This is a genomic window from Flavobacterium sp. R1_16 (assembly GCF_057652095.1).
The window spans coordinates 19,457-37,254 of the sequence record NZ_JBYFCG010000010.1; the positions used below are offsets into that span (position 1 = coordinate 19,457).

General features: G+C 34.6%; 14 protein-coding genes. 13 read left to right on the plus strand and 1 reads right to left on the minus strand.

Annotated elements, in window-relative coordinates:
* Positions 1 to 37 precede the first annotated feature (37 nt).
* Positions 38 to 220, plus strand: a complete 183-nt coding sequence (locus AC23L6_RS12685) for a CAL67264 family membrane protein (RefSeq protein WP_487562828.1) — start codon at positions 38 to 40, stop codon at positions 218 to 220.
* A gap of 94 nt (positions 221 to 314) precedes the next feature.
* Positions 315 to 1,325 (plus strand): helix-turn-helix domain-containing protein, encoded by a 1,011-nt coding sequence (locus AC23L6_RS12690; RefSeq protein WP_487562827.1) that lies wholly within the window; start codon positions 315 to 317, stop codon positions 1,323 to 1,325.
* Positions 1,326 to 1,371: 46 nt separating this feature from the next.
* On the opposite strand, the gene AC23L6_RS12695 is transcribed toward AC23L6_RS12690, so the two are convergent.
* Positions 1,372 to 3,045, minus strand: coding sequence for an alpha/beta hydrolase-fold protein (locus tag AC23L6_RS12695; protein WP_487562826.1), 1,674 nt, complete (start codon positions 3,043 to 3,045; stop codon positions 1,372 to 1,374).
* Positions 3,046 to 3,425: 380 nt separating this feature from the next.
* On the opposite strand from AC23L6_RS12695, the gene AC23L6_RS12700 reads away from it, so the two are divergent.
* The 11 genes from AC23L6_RS12700 (at position 3,426) to AC23L6_RS12750 (ending at position 17,759) form a co-directional block, all read left to right on the plus strand.
* Positions 3,426 to 3,905 (plus strand): nucleoside deaminase, encoded by a 480-nt coding sequence (locus tag AC23L6_RS12700; RefSeq protein WP_487562825.1) that lies wholly within the window; start codon positions 3,426 to 3,428, stop codon positions 3,903 to 3,905.
* A gap of 13 nt (positions 3,906 to 3,918) precedes the next feature.
* The gene (locus AC23L6_RS12705) at positions 3,919 to 5,319 is read left to right on the plus strand and encodes an FAD binding domain-containing protein (RefSeq protein WP_487562824.1); all 1,401 of its coding nucleotides are present in this window, start codon (positions 3,919 to 3,921) and stop codon (positions 5,317 to 5,319) included.
* On the plus strand, positions 5,316 to 7,565 hold the full coding sequence (locus AC23L6_RS12710; RefSeq protein WP_487562823.1) for a xanthine dehydrogenase molybdopterin binding subunit: 2,250 nt from the start codon (positions 5,316 to 5,318) through the stop codon (positions 7,563 to 7,565). Before AC23L6_RS12705 ends, AC23L6_RS12710 begins: the two co-directional genes overlap by 4 nt.
* 55 nt (positions 7,566 to 7,620) lie before the next feature.
* Positions 7,621 to 8,535 carry an XdhC family protein gene (locus AC23L6_RS12715; RefSeq protein WP_487562822.1) on the plus strand — a complete coding sequence of 305 codons (915 nt, stop codon included), beginning with the start codon at positions 7,621 to 7,623 and terminating at the stop codon, positions 8,533 to 8,535.
* A 112-nt stretch (positions 8,536 to 8,647) separates the two neighbouring features.
* A complete protein-coding gene (gene allB / locus AC23L6_RS12720) occupies positions 8,648 to 9,973 on the plus strand; it encodes an allantoinase AllB (RefSeq protein ID WP_487562821.1) in 1,326 nt (441 codons plus the stop codon).
* Positions 9,955 to 10,974, plus strand: a complete 1,020-nt coding sequence (alc, locus tag AC23L6_RS12725; RefSeq protein WP_487562819.1) for an allantoicase — start codon at positions 9,955 to 9,957, stop codon at positions 10,972 to 10,974. Before allB ends, alc begins: the two co-directional genes overlap by 19 nt.
* Positions 10,974 to 12,392: a urate hydroxylase PuuD gene (locus tag AC23L6_RS12730; protein ID WP_487562818.1), complete on the plus strand. Its 1,419-nt coding sequence runs from the start codon at positions 10,974 to 10,976 to the stop codon at positions 12,390 to 12,392. Before alc ends, AC23L6_RS12730 begins: the two co-directional genes overlap by 1 nt.
* Positions 12,393 to 12,399: 7 nt before the next feature.
* On the plus strand, positions 12,400 to 13,248 hold the full coding sequence (gene uraD, locus AC23L6_RS12735) for a 2-oxo-4-hydroxy-4-carboxy-5-ureidoimidazoline decarboxylase (RefSeq protein WP_487562816.1): 849 nt from the start codon (positions 12,400 to 12,402) through the stop codon (positions 13,246 to 13,248).
* A gap of 58 nt (positions 13,249 to 13,306) precedes the next feature.
* Complete coding sequence (locus tag AC23L6_RS12740; RefSeq protein WP_487562815.1) at positions 13,307 to 14,641, plus strand: DUF6986 family protein; 1,335 nt, start codon at positions 13,307 to 13,309, stop codon at positions 14,639 to 14,641.
* Positions 14,642 to 15,061: 420 nt separating this feature from the next.
* Positions 15,062 to 16,948: a molecular chaperone DnaK gene (gene dnaK, locus AC23L6_RS12745; protein WP_487562814.1), complete on the plus strand. Its 1,887-nt coding sequence runs from the start codon at positions 15,062 to 15,064 to the stop codon at positions 16,946 to 16,948.
* Between the two features lie 205 nt (positions 16,949 to 17,153).
* Entirely contained in the window at positions 17,154 to 17,759 is a 606-nt protein-coding gene (locus tag AC23L6_RS12750; protein ID WP_487562813.1) for a hypothetical protein, read from the plus strand.
* The last annotated feature ends 39 nt before the right edge of the window (positions 17,760 to 17,798 follow it).

Genomic DNA, 17,798 nt, shown 5'->3' on the forward strand with positions numbered 1-17,798 from the left:
GATATTCGCACTTCTAAAATAATAAAATACCACAATTATGGGAATGAATAAAAACACCATCTTAGGATGGGCTACTTTATTAATGGTAGTTATGGGATTTCTATTAATAGGTTTAGGGGCTTTTCGATACAGAGATATTTCAGGCTGGGGTTTTGCTGCGGTTGGGATAGGATTCTTAGCCAATGCTTGGGTTTTTAGCTCTTTGAAAGGAAGACTTTAAGCTTTTTAAATTTTAAAAAGGGGATTAAGTTGTAATTTTTTTGTCCTATTTTCTAAATGAGAATTATTAACAAAGCTAATACTTTACAAGCTGTATGAATAATATTGCATTAATTCAAATTGCATTGGCTACAACAGGCATAATTAACTGCTTTTTAGTGGCCTTATTTTTATTTTTTACTAAAAGAGGTAATAAAAAATCAAATGTTGTACTAGCTTGTATTGCTTTGACAATATGCCTAAAATTAGGTTTTGCTTTGGTTATTAATATCCCACACGAATGGAATTTAATTAGCCTAACGGTTTATTATTTATCTCAAGCTGCATATTTGGCAATTGGACCACTTTTGTTACTTTATTTTAATAGTTTAATTAAAAAGAACACCAATTCGATTACTAGTTTTTTAATTTTTACACCTATTATTTTACCATTTATTTACAATGTTCATTTAGAGATAATGCAATTGTATTTTTTATGTTTTTTAATAATTGTTTTTGTTAATTTAAGAAATCATTATGCACAAAGCGGTGATTTTAAAATCTATAAATCTGACAAATTTTGGATGAACACCTTTTACATAACCTTTAGTTGCATTTGGATTATTGTAAATCTTTTATTTATTGATTTTAAATACTATTTTTTTGAGTTATCAATAATATGTATTACCGTTTTTTATATTAATTTTTACATCGGAATAAAACAATATTGGCTTATAAAAGCAGATAGTATAGAACCCCTGAAATACAAAAAATCTACATTAACTACAGAAATAGAAAATGATGTTTTATCAAAATTAGAATCATTAATGTTGGTAGATAAACAATATCTAGATTCAGATATTTCATTACCAAAAGTTTCAAAATTAATTAATTGTAAACCACATTTACTCTCACAAGTAATTAATCAAAAAATGAATATGACATTTAATGAGTATGTTAATTCATACCGAATTAATGAAATAACAAATATTATAAAACTTCCTGAATATAAAGAAGTTAAAATATCAAGTTTGGCTTTTGATTATGGTTTTAATTCCATCTCATCTTTTAATACAGCTTTTAAAAAATTTACAGATTTAACTCCTTCACAATATAAAAAAGTCTAATAATAAGTTTAGACTTACTATTAGACTTTTTATGTTAAAGCCTTTTTTAATTAAAAATTACTTTCTCGATAATCTGGGTATTATTAACGAATGCTTTTACAAAGTAAGCACCAGAGGTAATATTATCTCGCTCTATAATTACAGATTCAGAAGGGGTTGAAATATTTTTTTGTGAAATAATACGTCCGTACATATCTATTATTTCTATACGATGAATTAAGTATTTTTCGTTTGATACTACAAAATTATCAGTTACCGGGTTTGGAGTGATTTTTAATTTTATTTTTTGTTTTTTAAATATTTCGTTACTTAATTGTGTATTTACATACACAATCCACGACGTATTTACTTTTCCGTTTTCGGATCTTACAGTATAAATTACTGAACCAGATGAAAAATCTTGTACTATACCTTGCGCTGGCGAAATCTTTGCACCAGGGGATAAATAAATGATGGGTATTATAGTTTTTAAATTAGTTCCAGTTTTTAAAGTAATGTATATTTTTTTCTCCACAGAATCTATAATAGGATTGCTAACTTGGGAGGAACAGGTCAATTTCTCAATTAAAGTAGCATCACTCAGATTTTGATCGTCGTAGGTTAAAAGTGCGTCACAATATGGTAATTGTACATTTTCTGTTCGGGTTTTATGCAAATTACCATGTCCGCCGTTATTTTTCCATAATTGATTGGGTATTCCTTCTTCTGTAAGAATATTACTGTAATAAATACTTCCTTCAGTTATCCATTTAAAAACATCAGCGGTTCCATAATCAATGGCGTAACCTTTTAATTTTAATAAATTGTTTTTGTACTGTTCTACTTTTGTCTTTAAATTTCCAAAACCATTTTCGTATTGCTGAAATATAGTTTCGTCTTTTACTAAATTGTTTTCTGAATCTAATGTAAAGGGATAATAAAAATAAGGAGCGTTGCCAGTAACATCTGGGGCAAATGCAGATCCGTATGCTAATGAAAATAAAGTTATCCAATCTCCTTGACTTTTATACTTATTTATGATTTCGAAATATTTTTTATGCGCCTCTTCTTTTGAAAGTGCATTAAGTTCTTTTTTTATTCCGATTATTCTTTTTATAATAGTTGTGTTATCAAATAGAGAAGTTTTCATCATTCCTGTTGGATCAGCTAATCCCGGACACTCTCCTAATCCTATTGAAAAAATGGATGGATATTTCATGCTCAAATGCAATGCACCATAGCCACCCATAGAAAGCCCAATTAATGCTCGAGAACCTACTGCTGGAATGGTTCTAAAATTAGTATCAATATAATTTACCACATCTTTTACCACAAAATCTTCCCAATTTCCTGTTACAGGGGAGTTATTAAAAAAACACCCTTCTAGGATATTATAGCCGTTTACAATAACCATAATCACTTCCTTAATTCTCCCCTGGGTCAAATTTGAATTCATAGAGTTTTCAAAATAATAACCTCCATAGAATCCTTTTGTATATACATCAATAGTATCTTCATAACCAGGTAAGAAATAAACAACAGGATATTTTTTATTTGGTTCTTTGTAATAGGATGGAGGTAAATAAATTCCTATTGGTTGAGATGTAGATTCTCCAATAATTGAATTTGCTAAAGACGGTGCATTCATGTTTTGAAAGATGGTTGTGCCTTTTTGCTGACTAAATGATGTAAACTGACAAACGATAATTATCAGAATTACTAATTGAATTTTTGCTTTCATAAAGAATTATTTAATGATTGTTTAATAAAGCAAAATTGAGTTATTTCAAATTTTATAGCTATTTGATTTATAAATTCATAAACGATTTTTAATCTAATTACACTCACATAGATTAATTTAGGTTATTTTTTTTATCTCTTTTTCAAATTACTTTACCTAAAAAGACAACAAATTTTTCTTTGTAATTTACCCTAATTGGTAAATGAATTTTTTCTAATGCATTATTGTTAAAAACTTTTGCTTTTTTGTAGTAATTGTATCTAAAAATGCAATAAATAAATCTAATTTTTATGGAATAGTTTCTTAATCAACAAATATGTTAACAATATCTTTGTTTGTGTTTTAGAAGTTTTCTATATATTTACAAAAAAATATTATACATGTGTGCTACAAAACAAAATGAATTTATGCAAGAGGCTATCAACCTGTCTATCGAGAATGTAAAATCGGGAAAAGGCGGGCCTTTTGGTGCAGTAATCGTTAAAGATGGAAAGATTATTGCCCGCGGAGCCAATGGAGTAACTTCTACTAATGACCCCACAGCACATGCTGAGGTTGTAGCCATTAGAAATGCTTGTGCAACATTGGGAACCTTCCAGTTGGATGGTTGTGAAATTTACACCAGTTGTGAACCTTGTCCAATGTGTTTGGGTGCTATTTACTGGGCTCGACCTGACAAGATGTATTTTGCCAATACTAAAAAAGATGCAGCTGATATTCAGTTTGACGACCAATTTATTTATGAAGAATTGGAAGTTCCGTACCAACAGAGAAAGTTGAATACAGAGCAAATGATGAGAGAGGAAGCTCTTGAGGCATTCCGTCTTTGGTCAGAGAGTATCAACAAAATAGAATATTGATTCCGTTAGACTTATGATTCAATTTTTTTTAAACAACCGGCTTATCACAACTGATAAGCCAGCGAGTACTACGTTATTGGATTTTATTCGTTACGATGAAAATCTTCGTGGTACTAAAATAGGATGTCGTGAGGGCGATTGCGGTGCTTGTACCGTGCTCATAGGTTTGTTGAAAGGAGACAAAATGGAGTACATGAGTGTTACTTCTTGCTTAACTCCTTTGCCTAATGCTCATGGAAAACATGTTGTAACTGTTGAGGGTTTAAATTTACCAGACCAACTCAATCAGGCGCAACAAGCTATGGTAGATTGTTCCGGAACTCAATGTGGTTTTTGTACTCCCGGATTTATTAATTCGATGAGTGGTTATGCCTTAAACACTACTTCGGCTACTATCGAAGAAGCGATTAGTGCTATTGACGGTAATATTTGTAGATGTACAGGATATAAATCTATAGAAAGAGCTGCAGCAAAATTGACTGAAAAATTAACCTCTAAAGATCAAGAAAAGCCTTTGGAGTGGTTGGTTTCAAACGGCTTTGTTCCAGAGTATTTTAAACACGTTGCAGACAGATTAAAAGAAATAAAAATAGAATATCATACCAATGGTCAAATTCCAATAGGAGGAGGTACTGATTTGTACGTGCAGAAACATGACGAATTGCATGACATGGATTTGCATTATTTGTTTGATAAAAGTCATCTCAATGGTATTTCTTTCAGTGAAGGTCAATGTACTATTAAATCGGCAGTTACCGTTTCCGATTTGATTGCCAATGAAGTTTTGTTGGATGCCATTCCGAATTGGTACAACTATTTGAAATTGGTTTCTTCAACACCCATTCGAAATATAGGAACCATAGCTGGAAATATCGCCAATGGATCACCAATCGGGGATTTTACAATTATTCTTTTAGCGATGAATGCACGAGTAACGCTTACCAATAAGGAGGATGTTTCTCGTAGTTTGCCTTTGAAAGATTTTTATTTAGGCTACAAAGTATTGAATAAAACTGCAGACGAAATCATTACTGCCATTACTTTTGATGTTCCTAATGCTCAAACACAATTCAATTTTGAAAAGGTGTGTAAAAGACAATATTTGGACATAGCTAGTGTCAATGCAGCTATTACAATTGCTTCAGACGGTACCACCATCAATGAAGCTCATGCTTCTATGGGAGGAGTGGGGCCAACACCAAAGTATTTAGAGAAGACCAGTACGTTCTTAGTGAACAAAACGATAGAAGCCCAAACTATTTTAAGGGCAGAAGCGCTATTGCAAACGGAATTATCGCCTATTAGTGATGCAAGAGGAACAGAGGCCTACAAAAGATTTTTAGCACGTCAATTGTTCTTTGCTCATTTTATTGCACTTTTTCCTAACCACATTAAAATGGAAGATTTGATATGATAAATATAGACGCACACAATCACGTAAGAGGGAAATCCATATATCTTGATGATATTCAAGAAATACAAGGAACCTTATATGCACTTCCTTTTGATACCACTGTAGCACATGCTAAAATAAAGAGTCTAAACCTAGAAGCGGCCTTACATAGAAAAGGAATTGTGACTATTTTGACCGCTAAAGATATTCCTGGAGAAAATCAAATAGGAGGTATTCTGCCAGACGAGCCTTTATTTGCTGATGGAGAAGTACATTTTAGAGGGCAAGTCATAGCACTTATCATTGGAACATCTGAACATCATTGTCGTCAAGCAGCGAAACTGATAGAGGTAGTTTATGAAGAATTACCTATAATCACAGATGCGAGAGAGGCACAAAAGCAAAACAAATTAATCATACCACCAAGAAGTTTTAAATTGGGGAATACTTCTGAAGCTTGGTCTCAGTGCGACCATATTTTTGAAGGAAGAACCGATGTTAACGGACAAGAACATTTGTACATAGAAACACAAGGAGCCTATGCTCGACCTAAAGAAGATGGAAGCATTATTATTTCTTCTTCCACTCAAGGGCCAACAGCGGTTCAAAGAATGGTTGCTAGAGTTTTAGGTATTCCAATGCATAAAGTTGAAATTGATACCGTGCGTTTGGGAGGTGGATTTGGAGGAAAAGAGGACCAAGCAACTCCATGGGCAGTTATGGTGGCTCTAGCATCGCAACTTTTGCATAAGCCTGTAAAAATGGCAATGCATCGTATGGACGATATGCGAATGACAGGGAAACGACATCCGTACTCCGCTGATTTTAAAATAGGATTAACCAAAGATTTAAAGATAGTAGCCTACGAAGTAACTCATTACCAAAATGCTGGTGCTGCTGCCGATTTATCGCCAGCCGTTATGGAGCGAACGTTATTTCACTCTACCAATGCTTATTTTATTCCCAATGTTATAGCGACTGCCTATAGTTGTAAAACAAATTTACCTCCTAACACAGCTTTTAGAGGGTTTGGAGGGCCACAAGGTAAATTTGTAATTGAAGCCGCGATTGTAAAAGCCGCTGAGAGCCTCGGAGTTTCTCCAGCAGTAATTCAGAAAGCGAATTTAGTTGTTGATGGAGATGAGTTATCCTACGGACAGATTTTGCAACAAGTAGAGGCAAGAAATACTTGGGAAACGGCGATGAAAAATTATGATTATGAAGCCCAAAAGGCAAGAGTCGAGCATTTTAATAAAACCAATACCCGTTTCAAAAAAGGTTTGGCTATTCAGCCAATTTGTTTTGGAATTTCTTTTACCAACACGATGATGAATCATGCGCGTGCTTTGGTTCATATTTATCATGACGGTAGTGTTGTGGTGAGTACTGGTGCAGTTGAAATGGGTCAGGGTGTCAATACCAAGATGCTTCAAATTGTAACAGAAACTTTTGGAATACCTAACAATCGTGTTCGAATTGAATCCACGAATACCTTAAGAGTAGCAAATACCTCTCCTACGGCAGCAAGTGCAGGAGCTGACCTTAACGGAAAAGCGTTGCAAATGGCTTGTGCTGCTTTGTCTGAGCGGTTGAAGGCAGTAGCTCAAAAAGAGTGCAGTGATGCGACGATTGAGTTTAAAGAAGAGATGGTATTTGCAAATGGTGTGAAAACTGAAATTAGTTGGAACGATTTGGTCATGAAAGCTTTTACTCAAAGGGTGGCATTAAGTGAGAATTCGCATTATTCCACTCCAACCATACATTATGACAAGACCAAAGAAAAAGGGCATCCTTTTGCCTATCACGTTTACGGAACTGCCATTCATGAAGTAACGGTAGATTGCTTGAGAGGGACTTATGATTTTGACAGTGTTAATATTGTACATGATTTTGGGAAAAGTATGAATACTGACATTGACAATGGTCAAATTGAAGGCGGATTGGTTCAAGGAATTGGATGGATGACTTTGGAAGAAATCATATACAACAATCAAGGACGATTGGTTTCTAATGCACTTTCTACCTATAAAGTTCCTGATATTTACTCGGTTCCGAAAGAAATCAATATCAAGCATTTGGAAACCGAGGGACATGAATTGGCCATAAAGAAATCTAAGGCTGTTGGTGAACCGCCTTTGATGTACGGAATTGGAGCTTATTTTGCGATTCGAGATGCTATCAAAGCTTTTAATCCAAGTGCAGATTTGGCAGTTAACGCACCATACACTCCTGAAAAGGTTTTGATGGATTTGTATCGCAATTCATAGGTAAAAGATTTTATCTAAAAAAATACTTCGGTTAACAGTTGAGGCTTTTTGATTTATGACGATAGATTTTTATAAAAAAGTTGAGGATATTCTCAGGCAAGAGCAGCGATTGGTTTTACTAATTGTTATTGACAATGAAGGAAGTAGTCCAGGACGAAAAGGATTTAAAATGGCTGTCAGTCGTAATCAAATGTCTGGAACTATTGGTGGAGGAATCATGGAGCATAAGTTGGTGGAATATGCGCAAACGCTTTTAGATAAACCAAGTTTTGATCCATTTATTAAGCATCAAATTCATGATAAATCGGCAGTTAAGGATCAGTCAGGAATGATTTGTTCTGGGAGACAGACCATTGCTTTTTATGATATCAAATTAGATTTTCTCCCAATAGTGAAGCATATCGTTAATGATAAAAATCTGACGGTATGTTACTCTAATCAGGGAATAGGAACTAAAGTCGAAAAAGCTAAAACCTTCGAATGGTATTTTGAAGAAAAAAATGAGTTGGTTCAAAAAGTCTATATTATAGGCGGAGGTCATGTTGGTTTAGCTCTTAGCCAAGTAGTGTCGCATTTGGATTTTGAAATACACGTTCTTGACCATCGAGAGAATTTAAATACGATGTTAGCCAATAGCTATGCTCATTCCAAGCAAACCGTAGATTTTGAAGATATTGAGCGATATATTCCTGAAGATGATTCGGTTTATGTGGTAATCATGTCATTTGGGTATAGAACAGACGATATCATTATTAGAAGGCTAATCAATAAAAAATTTCGGTACATTGGCATGTTAGGGAGTAAAGAAAAAATAGCGACTTTGTTCCGAAGTATGATTGAAGATGGATTTGATAAAGATAAAATTTCAAAAGTATATGCACCCATTGGAATAGATATCAAAAGCGAAACCACCCAAGAAATCGCCATTAGTGTAGCGGCACAACTTATAAATGTTAAAAATCGCAATTAATTAACCTTTTGATTATTAAATTCTAACAATTCCGCAAGGATTTGTTGTCTTTTTTTTATTTTAAAAGTATATTTGTTGCCCCAAAAATAAATCGGTTTAAAAACAGAACATCTTGCAAGAAAGAAAAATATACAGTAAAAGAGTTTGGATTAATAACGTTTTGCAACCAGCAACAGTTGGATTTGCTGAAGGTTTTATAACATCCATTCATTTTGAAAAATTACAGGATGCCGAGGATATTGGACAAGCCATTTTGATGCCCGGTGTTATTGATGTTCATGTTCATGTTAATGAGCCAGGAAGGACAGAATGGGAGGGTTTTGAAACGGCAACTCTAGCAGCGGCAGCTGGTGGCACTACTACCATAATTGACATGCCTTTAAACGCTAGTCCAGTAACTATAACTTTGGAAGCATTTCAACAAAAACTAGAGGCTAGCAAAGGGAAATTGAATGTCAATGCGGGATTTTATGCGGGTCTTATTCCAGGAAATGCTCAACATTTAGAAGAGTTATTGCAATCGGGAGTAGTAGGTGTAAAATGTTTTTTGACTCATTCAGGAATCGATGAATTCCCTAATGTTACCGAAAAAGATTTGGACAAAGCCATGCCAATAATCGCTAAATACAATTTGCCCTTGTTAGCTCATTGTGAATTGTATGATGAAGAAGTGGCTAGTGATTTTGAAAATCATCCAACGAGTTACCAGCATTATTTAGCTAGTCGACCCAAAAAATGGGAGAATGATGCCATTGATTTAATGATACGAATGAGTCGCAAACATCAATGTGCTGTACACATTGTTCATGTTGCTTCTGCAGAAGCTTTAGCTAAAATTGAAGCCGCTAAAAAGGAAGGTTTGCCAATTACGGCAGAGACATGTACCCAATATATTTATTTTAATGCTGAAGAAATACCTGATGCAAATACTATTTGTAAATGTGCTCCGCCTATTCGTGAAAAGGCGAATAACGAACAATTAAAGGAAGCTTTAGGTACGGGTGTTTTGAATTTCATTGCAACCGATCATTCTCCTGCACCTCCGAATATCAAAGAAATAGAAACAGGGAATTTAAAAAAAGCTTGGGGTGGTATTGCTGGAATTCAGTTCTTGTTGAACGGTTCTTGGACTGCTTTGAGAGAAACAATGTCTCTGGAACAGTTTATTCCGTTAGTTACCTCTAAACCTGCTGAATTTATAAAGGCCAGTCAAAAAGGCACAATCGAAATGGGAAAAGATGCCGATTTTGTTATTTGGAATCCAGAGGAAAGCACCGTTATCACCGAGGAAGCTATTCATTTTAGGTATAAAATAAGCCCTTACATAGGACAAGAATTAAGTGGAATTGTCTTGGAAACTATAGTAAATGGAGAGACAGTTTATAAAAATAAATCAATTATAACTAAAAATAAAGGACAATGGCTTTTACAAAAGTAACTGAAATACTGAAAGAATCACCAGCATTTACACAATTAACCGACTTAGCTGCAGAGCGATTAGGAGGTAAAGTCTTGTATGCCACCGATGATTTTTTTGCCGAAAAGGAGAATTTAATTGCCCCTACCAGAGGTGTCTTTATAGCAGATAAATATACAGACAGAGGTAAATGGATGGACGGTTGGGAAAGCCGAAGAAAAAGAGTTCCTGGTCATGATTGGGCTGTAATTCAATTGGCAACTTCAGGAAAAATTAAAGGATTTGATATTGATACCAATTTCTTTCTAGGAAATCATCCACCTCATGCTTCAATTGAAGCTATTTATCTTGAGAATGCAGAAGACATAACGGATTGGGAAAATCTGGCATGGAAAGAAATTTTACCGAAATCACATTTGGATGCTGGTTCACAAAATTTCTATGAATCCAATAGCGATGCCATTTATACCCATTTGCGTTTGCATATTTATCCCGATGGTGGTGTAGCACGATTCAGAGTGTATGGTGAAGTATTTAAAAATTGGGACACTTTTGACGCTTCTCAAGAAATTGATTTGGCAGCAGCTATTAATGGAGGTCAGGCAATTGCATGTAACGATATGTTTTTCAGTTCGATGAGTAACTTAATCATGCCTAATCGTGGTGTAAACATGGGTGATGGTTGGGAAACGAAAAGAAATAGAACTCCAAATAACAGAGACTGGGTGGTTTTGAAACTAGCCCACAAAGGTACTGTTGATAGAATTATTGTAGATACTTGTCATTTCAAAGGCAACTATCCGGACAGCTGCTCTATTGAAGCTTGTGTTTCTGATACTGACGATGTAGTTAATAAAGCTACTTGGCAAACACTTTTACCGCAACAAAAATTAAGTGCTGACTTTATTCATGAGTTTACTCAAGAGGTTAATAAATTAGGTGCGGTAACTCATATTAGATTAAATATTTTCCCTGACGGAGGAGTAAGTCGTTTAAGAATTTTTGGAAAAATCGATAGATAGTGAAAGTAAACCTCTTTATTTTAGTAGTATTATACATAGTATATTTTGGTGTTTTACTAACGCTTGGATATCTCTCTTATAAAATGCCTTCCTTTTTAAAAGGGAAGTCAGGTAAGTCTTCAGAAGAAAATGAAGAAATAAAAAATACGATTCAAAATTATATTTACACCATAATTTTATTGTCGATAGTTGGGATTCTTGTCAATACCTACATTTTGGTGCAGGGAACCGCTCTCGAAAGCCATTTAATGGAATGGTTAAATATAATAATTCGTGTCATGCATATTACTTTTGGAATTGCATGGATTGGCGCTTCTTTTTATTTTGTTTTCTTAGAGAATGCTCTGAATAGAACAGAGGATGTCCGTGAGGAATTAGCAGGAAACCTTTGGGCTGTCCATGGCGGTGGATTTTATTATTTAGAAAAATACAAAGTCGCACCTAAAACTATTCCAAAGGATTTGCATTGGTTCAAATATGAGGCTTATTTTACTTGGCTTTCAGGTTTTTGTTTGTTGTTTGTCGTTTATTATTTCAATGCATCGGCTTTCCTAATTGACAAAAATGTTTTAGACATCACTGCCACAGAAGGGATACTAATTGGAGTGGGGTCTTTTGTAGTGGCTTGGGTGATTTATGATGTAATGTGTAAATCAGCTCTAATCAAAAATCAATTGGCTTTTGCCATTATTGGGTTTCTTATTCTAATAGGTTTTGCGTGGTTTTATTGTCACGTTTTTAGTGCTAGAGCTGCTTACATTCATTTTGGCGCTATGATAGGCAGTATTATGGTGGCGAATGTCTTTTTTGTTATTATTCCATCTCAAAAGGCTATGGTGAAAGCGGCCAAGTTAGGACTGCCTTTAGACCCAACTCTTGGTAAAAAAGCTTTGGCTCGTTCGTTGCACAATAACTATTTTACATTACCTGTTTTGTTTGTAATGGTGAGTAACCACTTTCCATCAACTTTTGGTTATGAATATCCGTGGTTGATTTTAGCTATCATATCTTTAGGAGCGGCAGGAGTAAAGCATTATTTGAATTTAAAAGAGAAAAAACAACTCAATGTTTGGATTTTGCCAGTTTCGGTACTGATTCTTTTGTCTGCTTGTTTCATTTCAGCACCAAGTACTAATCCTAATGAGTGTAAAAAAGAAGTTAGTATCACCGAAGTACAAGAGATTGTTCAAAAAAGATGTGTACAATGTCATTCTGCTAATCCAACAGATGATGTATATAAAGTAGCTCCCAATGGAGTTATGTACGACACGCCAGAAGATATTGTAAAGAAAAAAGATTTGATTATGCAACGTGTGGTTTTGACCAAAACGATGCCTCAAAATAATAAAACCAACATCACCGAAGAGGAACGCAATATGATACGATGTTGGATTGAACAAGGTGCAAGCCTGAAATAAAAAGAATATGAATTTAAACGAATTTAATACTTTAGATAAAGCATCTGCAAGGAAAGAATTGTTTGCCTGTTGTGGTTCAAATAAATGGGCTGATGCAATGATGAAGCATTTTCCTTTTGCTTCAGAAAAGTTGTTGGTAGATTTGTCTGCCAAAATTTGGTACGAAGAATGTTCGGAATCAGATTGGCGTGAATCGTTTACACATCATCCTAAAATTGGTGATGTAAAAAGTTTGACTGAAAAATTTGCTGGAAAAGAGCAAGCTGGAGTTTCAGTTGCAACATCAGAAACTATTGAAGTTTTGGCAAAAGCGAATGCCGATTATGAAACTAAAAACGGTTTTATTTTTATTGTTTGTGCTACTGGTAAATCAGCAGATGAAATGCTATCGTTACTGTTAGACAGATTGCAAAATTCACCAGAGGAAGAACTGCACATCGCTATGGGCGAACAGCAGAAAATTTCTATCATTCGTTTCAAGAAAATGCTTCCAGATAGTGATTTTAGCTTCTTGAAAGTAAGCCAAATTACAACCCATGTTTTGGATACATCCACAGGAATTCCTGGTGCGGCTATTTCTATTCGATTACAAGCTTTCAGAAATAATTCATGGCAAACCATTGCTCAAGGTATTACCAACAATGACGGTAGAATTCCGGATTTATTGCCACAGGATAAAAATCTAAAACCAGATGCCTATAAAATGGTTTTTGATACAGGAAGTTATTATGCTAAAGCCAATATCAAAACCTTTTACCCAATTGTCGAAATCATTTTCAATACTTTTGATGAAACGCATTATCATGTTCCATTATTAGTGAATCCTTTTGGATACAGTACCTATAGAGGAAGTTAAAAAGAGAGTAGACCGATAGATAAGAGATAATAGACAAAATAAATTTAAAATAATAAAGATGACCATTCCATCCAATAAAAAAGAACAATTGTTCAATAGTTTAAGCAAAGCCAATACGAGTTTTAACGAAATCTATCCTGGAGACAGAAGCGACCGTCAGCCTGTTCATACACTGTATGGAGGAGCAAACCTTTTTAAATCTGATGCGCCTATTCTTTTGGGGCAAAGAGCTTTAGAAATATTAGAAACCTATGCACCCAATCACGAAGTTTTCGGAAAAGCTTTTGGTTTAAATGGAGGTAACGATTTTAGCAAACGTATTTATGATAAAGTTGTGGCCAAATTAAAATCGGAAGCGATTGAAGATTTCCGTATCGATTTTGAAGATGGATTCGGGAATCGTAGCAATGAAGAAGAAGATGCAACTGCCGAAACAGCAGCAAAAGAAGTCGCTAAAGGAATGAGTGAAGGAACACTTTCTCCTTTTATAGGTATCCGTATCAAACCGTTTACTGAAGAAATGCGAGAAAGAGGATTGAGAACCTTAGATATTTTCCTGACTACTTTGGTAAAAGAAACAGATGGAAAATTACCCGACAATTTTGTGGTGATGTTACCTAAGGTTACCATTCCAGAACAGCCTGAAACCTTGGCAAATTTCTTCACTATTTTGGAAGAAGAATTAGGATTAGCCAAAGGAACCTTGAAAATGGAGATGATGGTAGAAACTACTCAGGCTATTATGGACATAAACGGAACTAATCCGTTGTACCGATTTATAAAAGCCGCTCAAGGTCGTTGCATTGCGATGCACTTCGGAACCTATGATTATACAGCAAGTTGTAGCATCACGGCAAAATACCAAGAAATGGATCACCCTGTTTGCGACTTTGCCCATCATGTAACCAAAGTTGCTTTGGCTCACACCGGAATTTGGTTGAGCGATGGAGCAACGAATACGATGCCTATTGGTCCACACCGAGGTGAATTAACTCCAGAACAAGAAGAAGAAAACAGACAAGTAGTTCATAGAGCTTGGAAAAAAGGATACGACCATATTCGTCATTCATTGTGGAATGGCTATTATCAAGGTTGGGATTTGAACCCAGCACAGTTTCCAATGCGTTATGCAGCAGTGTATGCCTTCTTTTTGGAAAGTTATGATGATGCAGTAGATCGTTTGAAAACCTTTGTAGAAAAAGCGGCACGAGCTACCTTAATTGGTGATGTATTTGATGATGCAGCCACTGGACAGGGATTATTGAATTACTTCCTTAGAGCTCTTAACAGTGGAGCGATTACAGAAGAGGAAGTATTGGCAACAGGATTGACTTTAGAGGAAATTCGCGGGCGTTCGTTCAAGAAGATTTTGGAAAACAGAGCAAAAAAATGATTAGTTGTGTTTTAAAGTTACACCATTTATGAATATAAAATAGGTTAATTATATTTTGAACCATTAAGAAAATTAAGTTACTTGTTAGACTTAACTTTCTTAAATCTCTTAATGGTTTACTGCTATTTAATGGTTTGCTTTATTAGGCTTATCAATAACCATAAATGGTATTAAAAGCTATTAGACAAACGACTAATAATAAAATAAAATTTATAGGGGTTTATAAAATGGCTAAAGCATAGTTTGTTTCAGCTTTTTTAGTATATAAGATGACAATCTCAAAATGTCAACTTGTCATATTGTTTGTATTAATTACAACAATAACTGACAATTTATTGGGATTTTTATATTGGCATAAAGATTGACTTAGAGACAGAGAGTTGTTAAAATAAGTATACAATAAAATTAAATATAATAAAAATGGGTAAAATAATCGGAATCGATTTAGGTACAACAAACTCTTGTGTTTCTGTAATGGAGGGTAGCGAAGCTGTTGTTATTCCTAACGCAGAAGGAAAAAGAACAACACCGTCTATCATCGCTTTTGTAGAAGGAGGCGAAATCAAAGTAGGAGATCCAGCAAAAAGACAAGCGGTAACTAATCCAACAAAAACGATTGCTTCTATCAAACGTTTCATGGGTCATTCTTTTTCTGAAATTACAGAAGAAGCAAAGAGAGTTCCTTATTCAGTAGTAAAAGGAGACAACAATACGCCACGTGTGGATATTGATGGTCGTTTATACACTGCACAAGAATTGTCAGCTATGACACTTCAAAAAATGAAAAAAACAGCTGAAGACTATTTAGGTCAAACTGTTACAGAAGCAGTTATCACTGTTCCTGCTTACTTTAATGATGCACAACGTCAAGCTACAAAAGAAGCTGGTGAAATTGCAGGTCTTAAAGTAATGCGTATTATCAACGAACCAACAGCTGCTGCTTTAGCTTATGGTTTAGACAAAAAAGGTAAAGATCAAAAAATTGCTGTTTACGATTTAGGTGGAGGTACTTTTGATATCTCTGTTCTTGAATTAGGAGACGGAGTTTTCGAAGTGTTATCAACTAACGGAGATACTCACCTAGGAGGAGACGATTTTGACCAAGTAATTATTGACTGGTTGGCAGACGAATTCAAAGCCGAAGAAGGAATTGATTTGCGTTTAGACCCAATGTCATTGCAACGTATTAAAGAAGCTGCTGAAAAAGCAAAAATTGAATTGTCTTCATCAGGAGAAACAGAAATCAACTTGCCATACGTTACAGCTACAGCTTCAGGACCAAAACACTTGGTTAAAAAATTATCTAGAGCTAAATTCGAGCAATTATCAGATGCTTTAGTAAAACGTTCTATGGCTCCAGTTGCTAAAGCATTAAAAGATGCTGGATTGTCTATCTCTGACATTGATGAGGTAATCCTTGTAGGTGGTTCTACTCGTATCCCAAAAATTGTTGAAGAAGTAGAAAAATTCTTTGGTAAAAAAGCCTCTAAAGGAGTTAATCCTGACGAAGTTGTTGCTATTGGAGCTGCTATCCAAGGAGGAGTTTTGTCTGGAGATGTAAAAGATGTATTGTTACTTGACGTTACACCATTGTCTTTAGGTATCGAAACTATGGGTGGTGTTTTGACTAAATTAATTGAAGCCAACACAACCATTCCAACAAAAAAATCTCAAGTATTCTCTACTGCTGCTGATTCTCAACCATCTGTTGAAATTCATGTATTGCAAGGAGAAAGAGCAATGGCTGCTGATAATAAAACAATTGGTCGTTTCCACTTAGATGGTATTCCACCAGCACCTAGAGGAGTTCCTCAAATTGAAGTAACTTTTGACATTGATGCTAATGGTATCATCAAAGTTTCTGCAACGGATAAAGGAACTGGTAAATCTCATGATATTCGTATCGAAGCTTCTTCTGGGTTAACAGCTGAAGAAATCGAAAGAATGAAAAAAGATGCTGAAGCGAATGCTGAAGCTGATAAAGCAGCTAAAGAAAGAGTAGAAAAATTGAATGAGGCAGATGGAATGATTTTCCAAACTGAAAGTCAATTGAAAGAGTTAGGCGATAAATTATCTGATGATAATAAAACGGCTATCGAATATGCTCTAACTGAATTAAGAATGGCTCATCAGTCTCAAGATATTCCAGCTATTCAAAAAGCGTTAGATAACATTAATGCAGCTTGGAAAACAGCGACAGAGTCTATGTATGCTCAAGGAGAACAAGGTCAAGCTCAAGAAGCACAACCACAAGGTGAAGCTCAAGGAGACAATGTTCAAGATGTTGAATACGAAGAAGTAAAATAGGGATGAGCGTTACAAAACAGTTCAGAGAACTGTTTTAGCGAAGTAGCCAGCAGGCGCAATGCCTTAAATAAAGAAAACCGAGTCAGAAATGACTCGGTTTTTTTATTTTAAAATTCACAAAAAGTTTACAATAAAACAGAAAACATTTCTTTTCCAAATCAAATATTTTCGTAACTTTAGACAACTTTCAAATCTAAAATAAAGCATGAAGAAAATACTCCTACTTTTTATTATTTCCTCTATTTTCAACTCTGTTTACAGTCAAAAAAAGAAATCCTCACAACAAATTTCTTCATCTGTTTTAGCCAAATCTGATAATCTATCAGTTGAAATTGTTAAAAGCAATCTTTGTTTGTTAATTGCCAATAAAGGAGCAAAAAAAGATACTATTGTATTAAAAAATAAAGTTGATAATAGCCTGCCAAAAGAATGTAAAATTCAATCATTTTTAGCAAAAAATTTAAAACTATACAGCATCTCTTGGATTGAAAATAAGCTTACCGAAACCAAATTAAAAACAGAAGATGCCACAACAGTGTATACAGAACTATGTGACATAGCCTCAAAGACTAAATTACTTTCTAATGCACAAACAACCACAAAAATTAAAGAAATTCATTTTTTAGATACCAAACAAACCGTTTCTGAGACGATTCAAAAAGTGAGAAATGAAGGTTTTGTTTTAAGTTTGACAAAAGAGGGTGATGTTATTCTGAAAAATAAAACTCAAGAAAATAAACTCACCTATAATCCAACCGAGAATAAGCTTGTCAATGCTTCTATCTCAACTCAACCAAAGAAAAAGAAATAAAATATTAAGGTGTAATATGTTTACACAATATCAATTGTA

Excerpts from the sequence above, each read along its gene's own strand:
- AC23L6_RS12685 (WP_487562828.1), top strand. The coding sequence starts at position 38 with ATGGGAATGAATAAAAACACCATCTTAGGATGGGCTACTTTATTAATG.
- AC23L6_RS12690 (WP_487562827.1), top strand. The coding sequence starts at position 315 with ATGAATAATATTGCATTAATTCAAATTGCATTGGCTACAACAGGCATA.
- AC23L6_RS12695 (WP_487562826.1), bottom strand. The coding sequence starts at position 3,045 with ATGAAAGCAAAAATTCAATTAGTAATTCTGATAATTATCGTTTGTCAG.
- AC23L6_RS12700 (WP_487562825.1), top strand. The coding sequence starts at position 3,426 with ATGTGTGCTACAAAACAAAATGAATTTATGCAAGAGGCTATCAACCTG.
- AC23L6_RS12705 (WP_487562824.1), top strand. The coding sequence starts at position 3,919 with ATGATTCAATTTTTTTTAAACAACCGGCTTATCACAACTGATAAGCCA.
- AC23L6_RS12710 (WP_487562823.1), top strand. The coding sequence starts at position 5,316 with ATGATAAATATAGACGCACACAATCACGTAAGAGGGAAATCCATATAT.
- AC23L6_RS12715 (WP_487562822.1), top strand. The coding sequence starts at position 7,621 with ATGACGATAGATTTTTATAAAAAAGTTGAGGATATTCTCAGGCAAGAG.
- alc (WP_487562819.1), top strand. The coding sequence starts at position 9,955 with ATGGCTTTTACAAAAGTAACTGAAATACTGAAAGAATCACCAGCATTT.
- uraD (WP_487562816.1), top strand. The coding sequence starts at position 12,400 with ATGAATTTAAACGAATTTAATACTTTAGATAAAGCATCTGCAAGGAAA.
- AC23L6_RS12740 (WP_487562815.1), top strand. The coding sequence starts at position 13,307 with ATGACCATTCCATCCAATAAAAAAGAACAATTGTTCAATAGTTTAAGC.
- dnaK (WP_487562814.1), top strand. The coding sequence starts at position 15,062 with ATGGGTAAAATAATCGGAATCGATTTAGGTACAACAAACTCTTGTGTT.
- AC23L6_RS12750 (WP_487562813.1), top strand. The coding sequence starts at position 17,154 with ATGAAGAAAATACTCCTACTTTTTATTATTTCCTCTATTTTCAACTCT.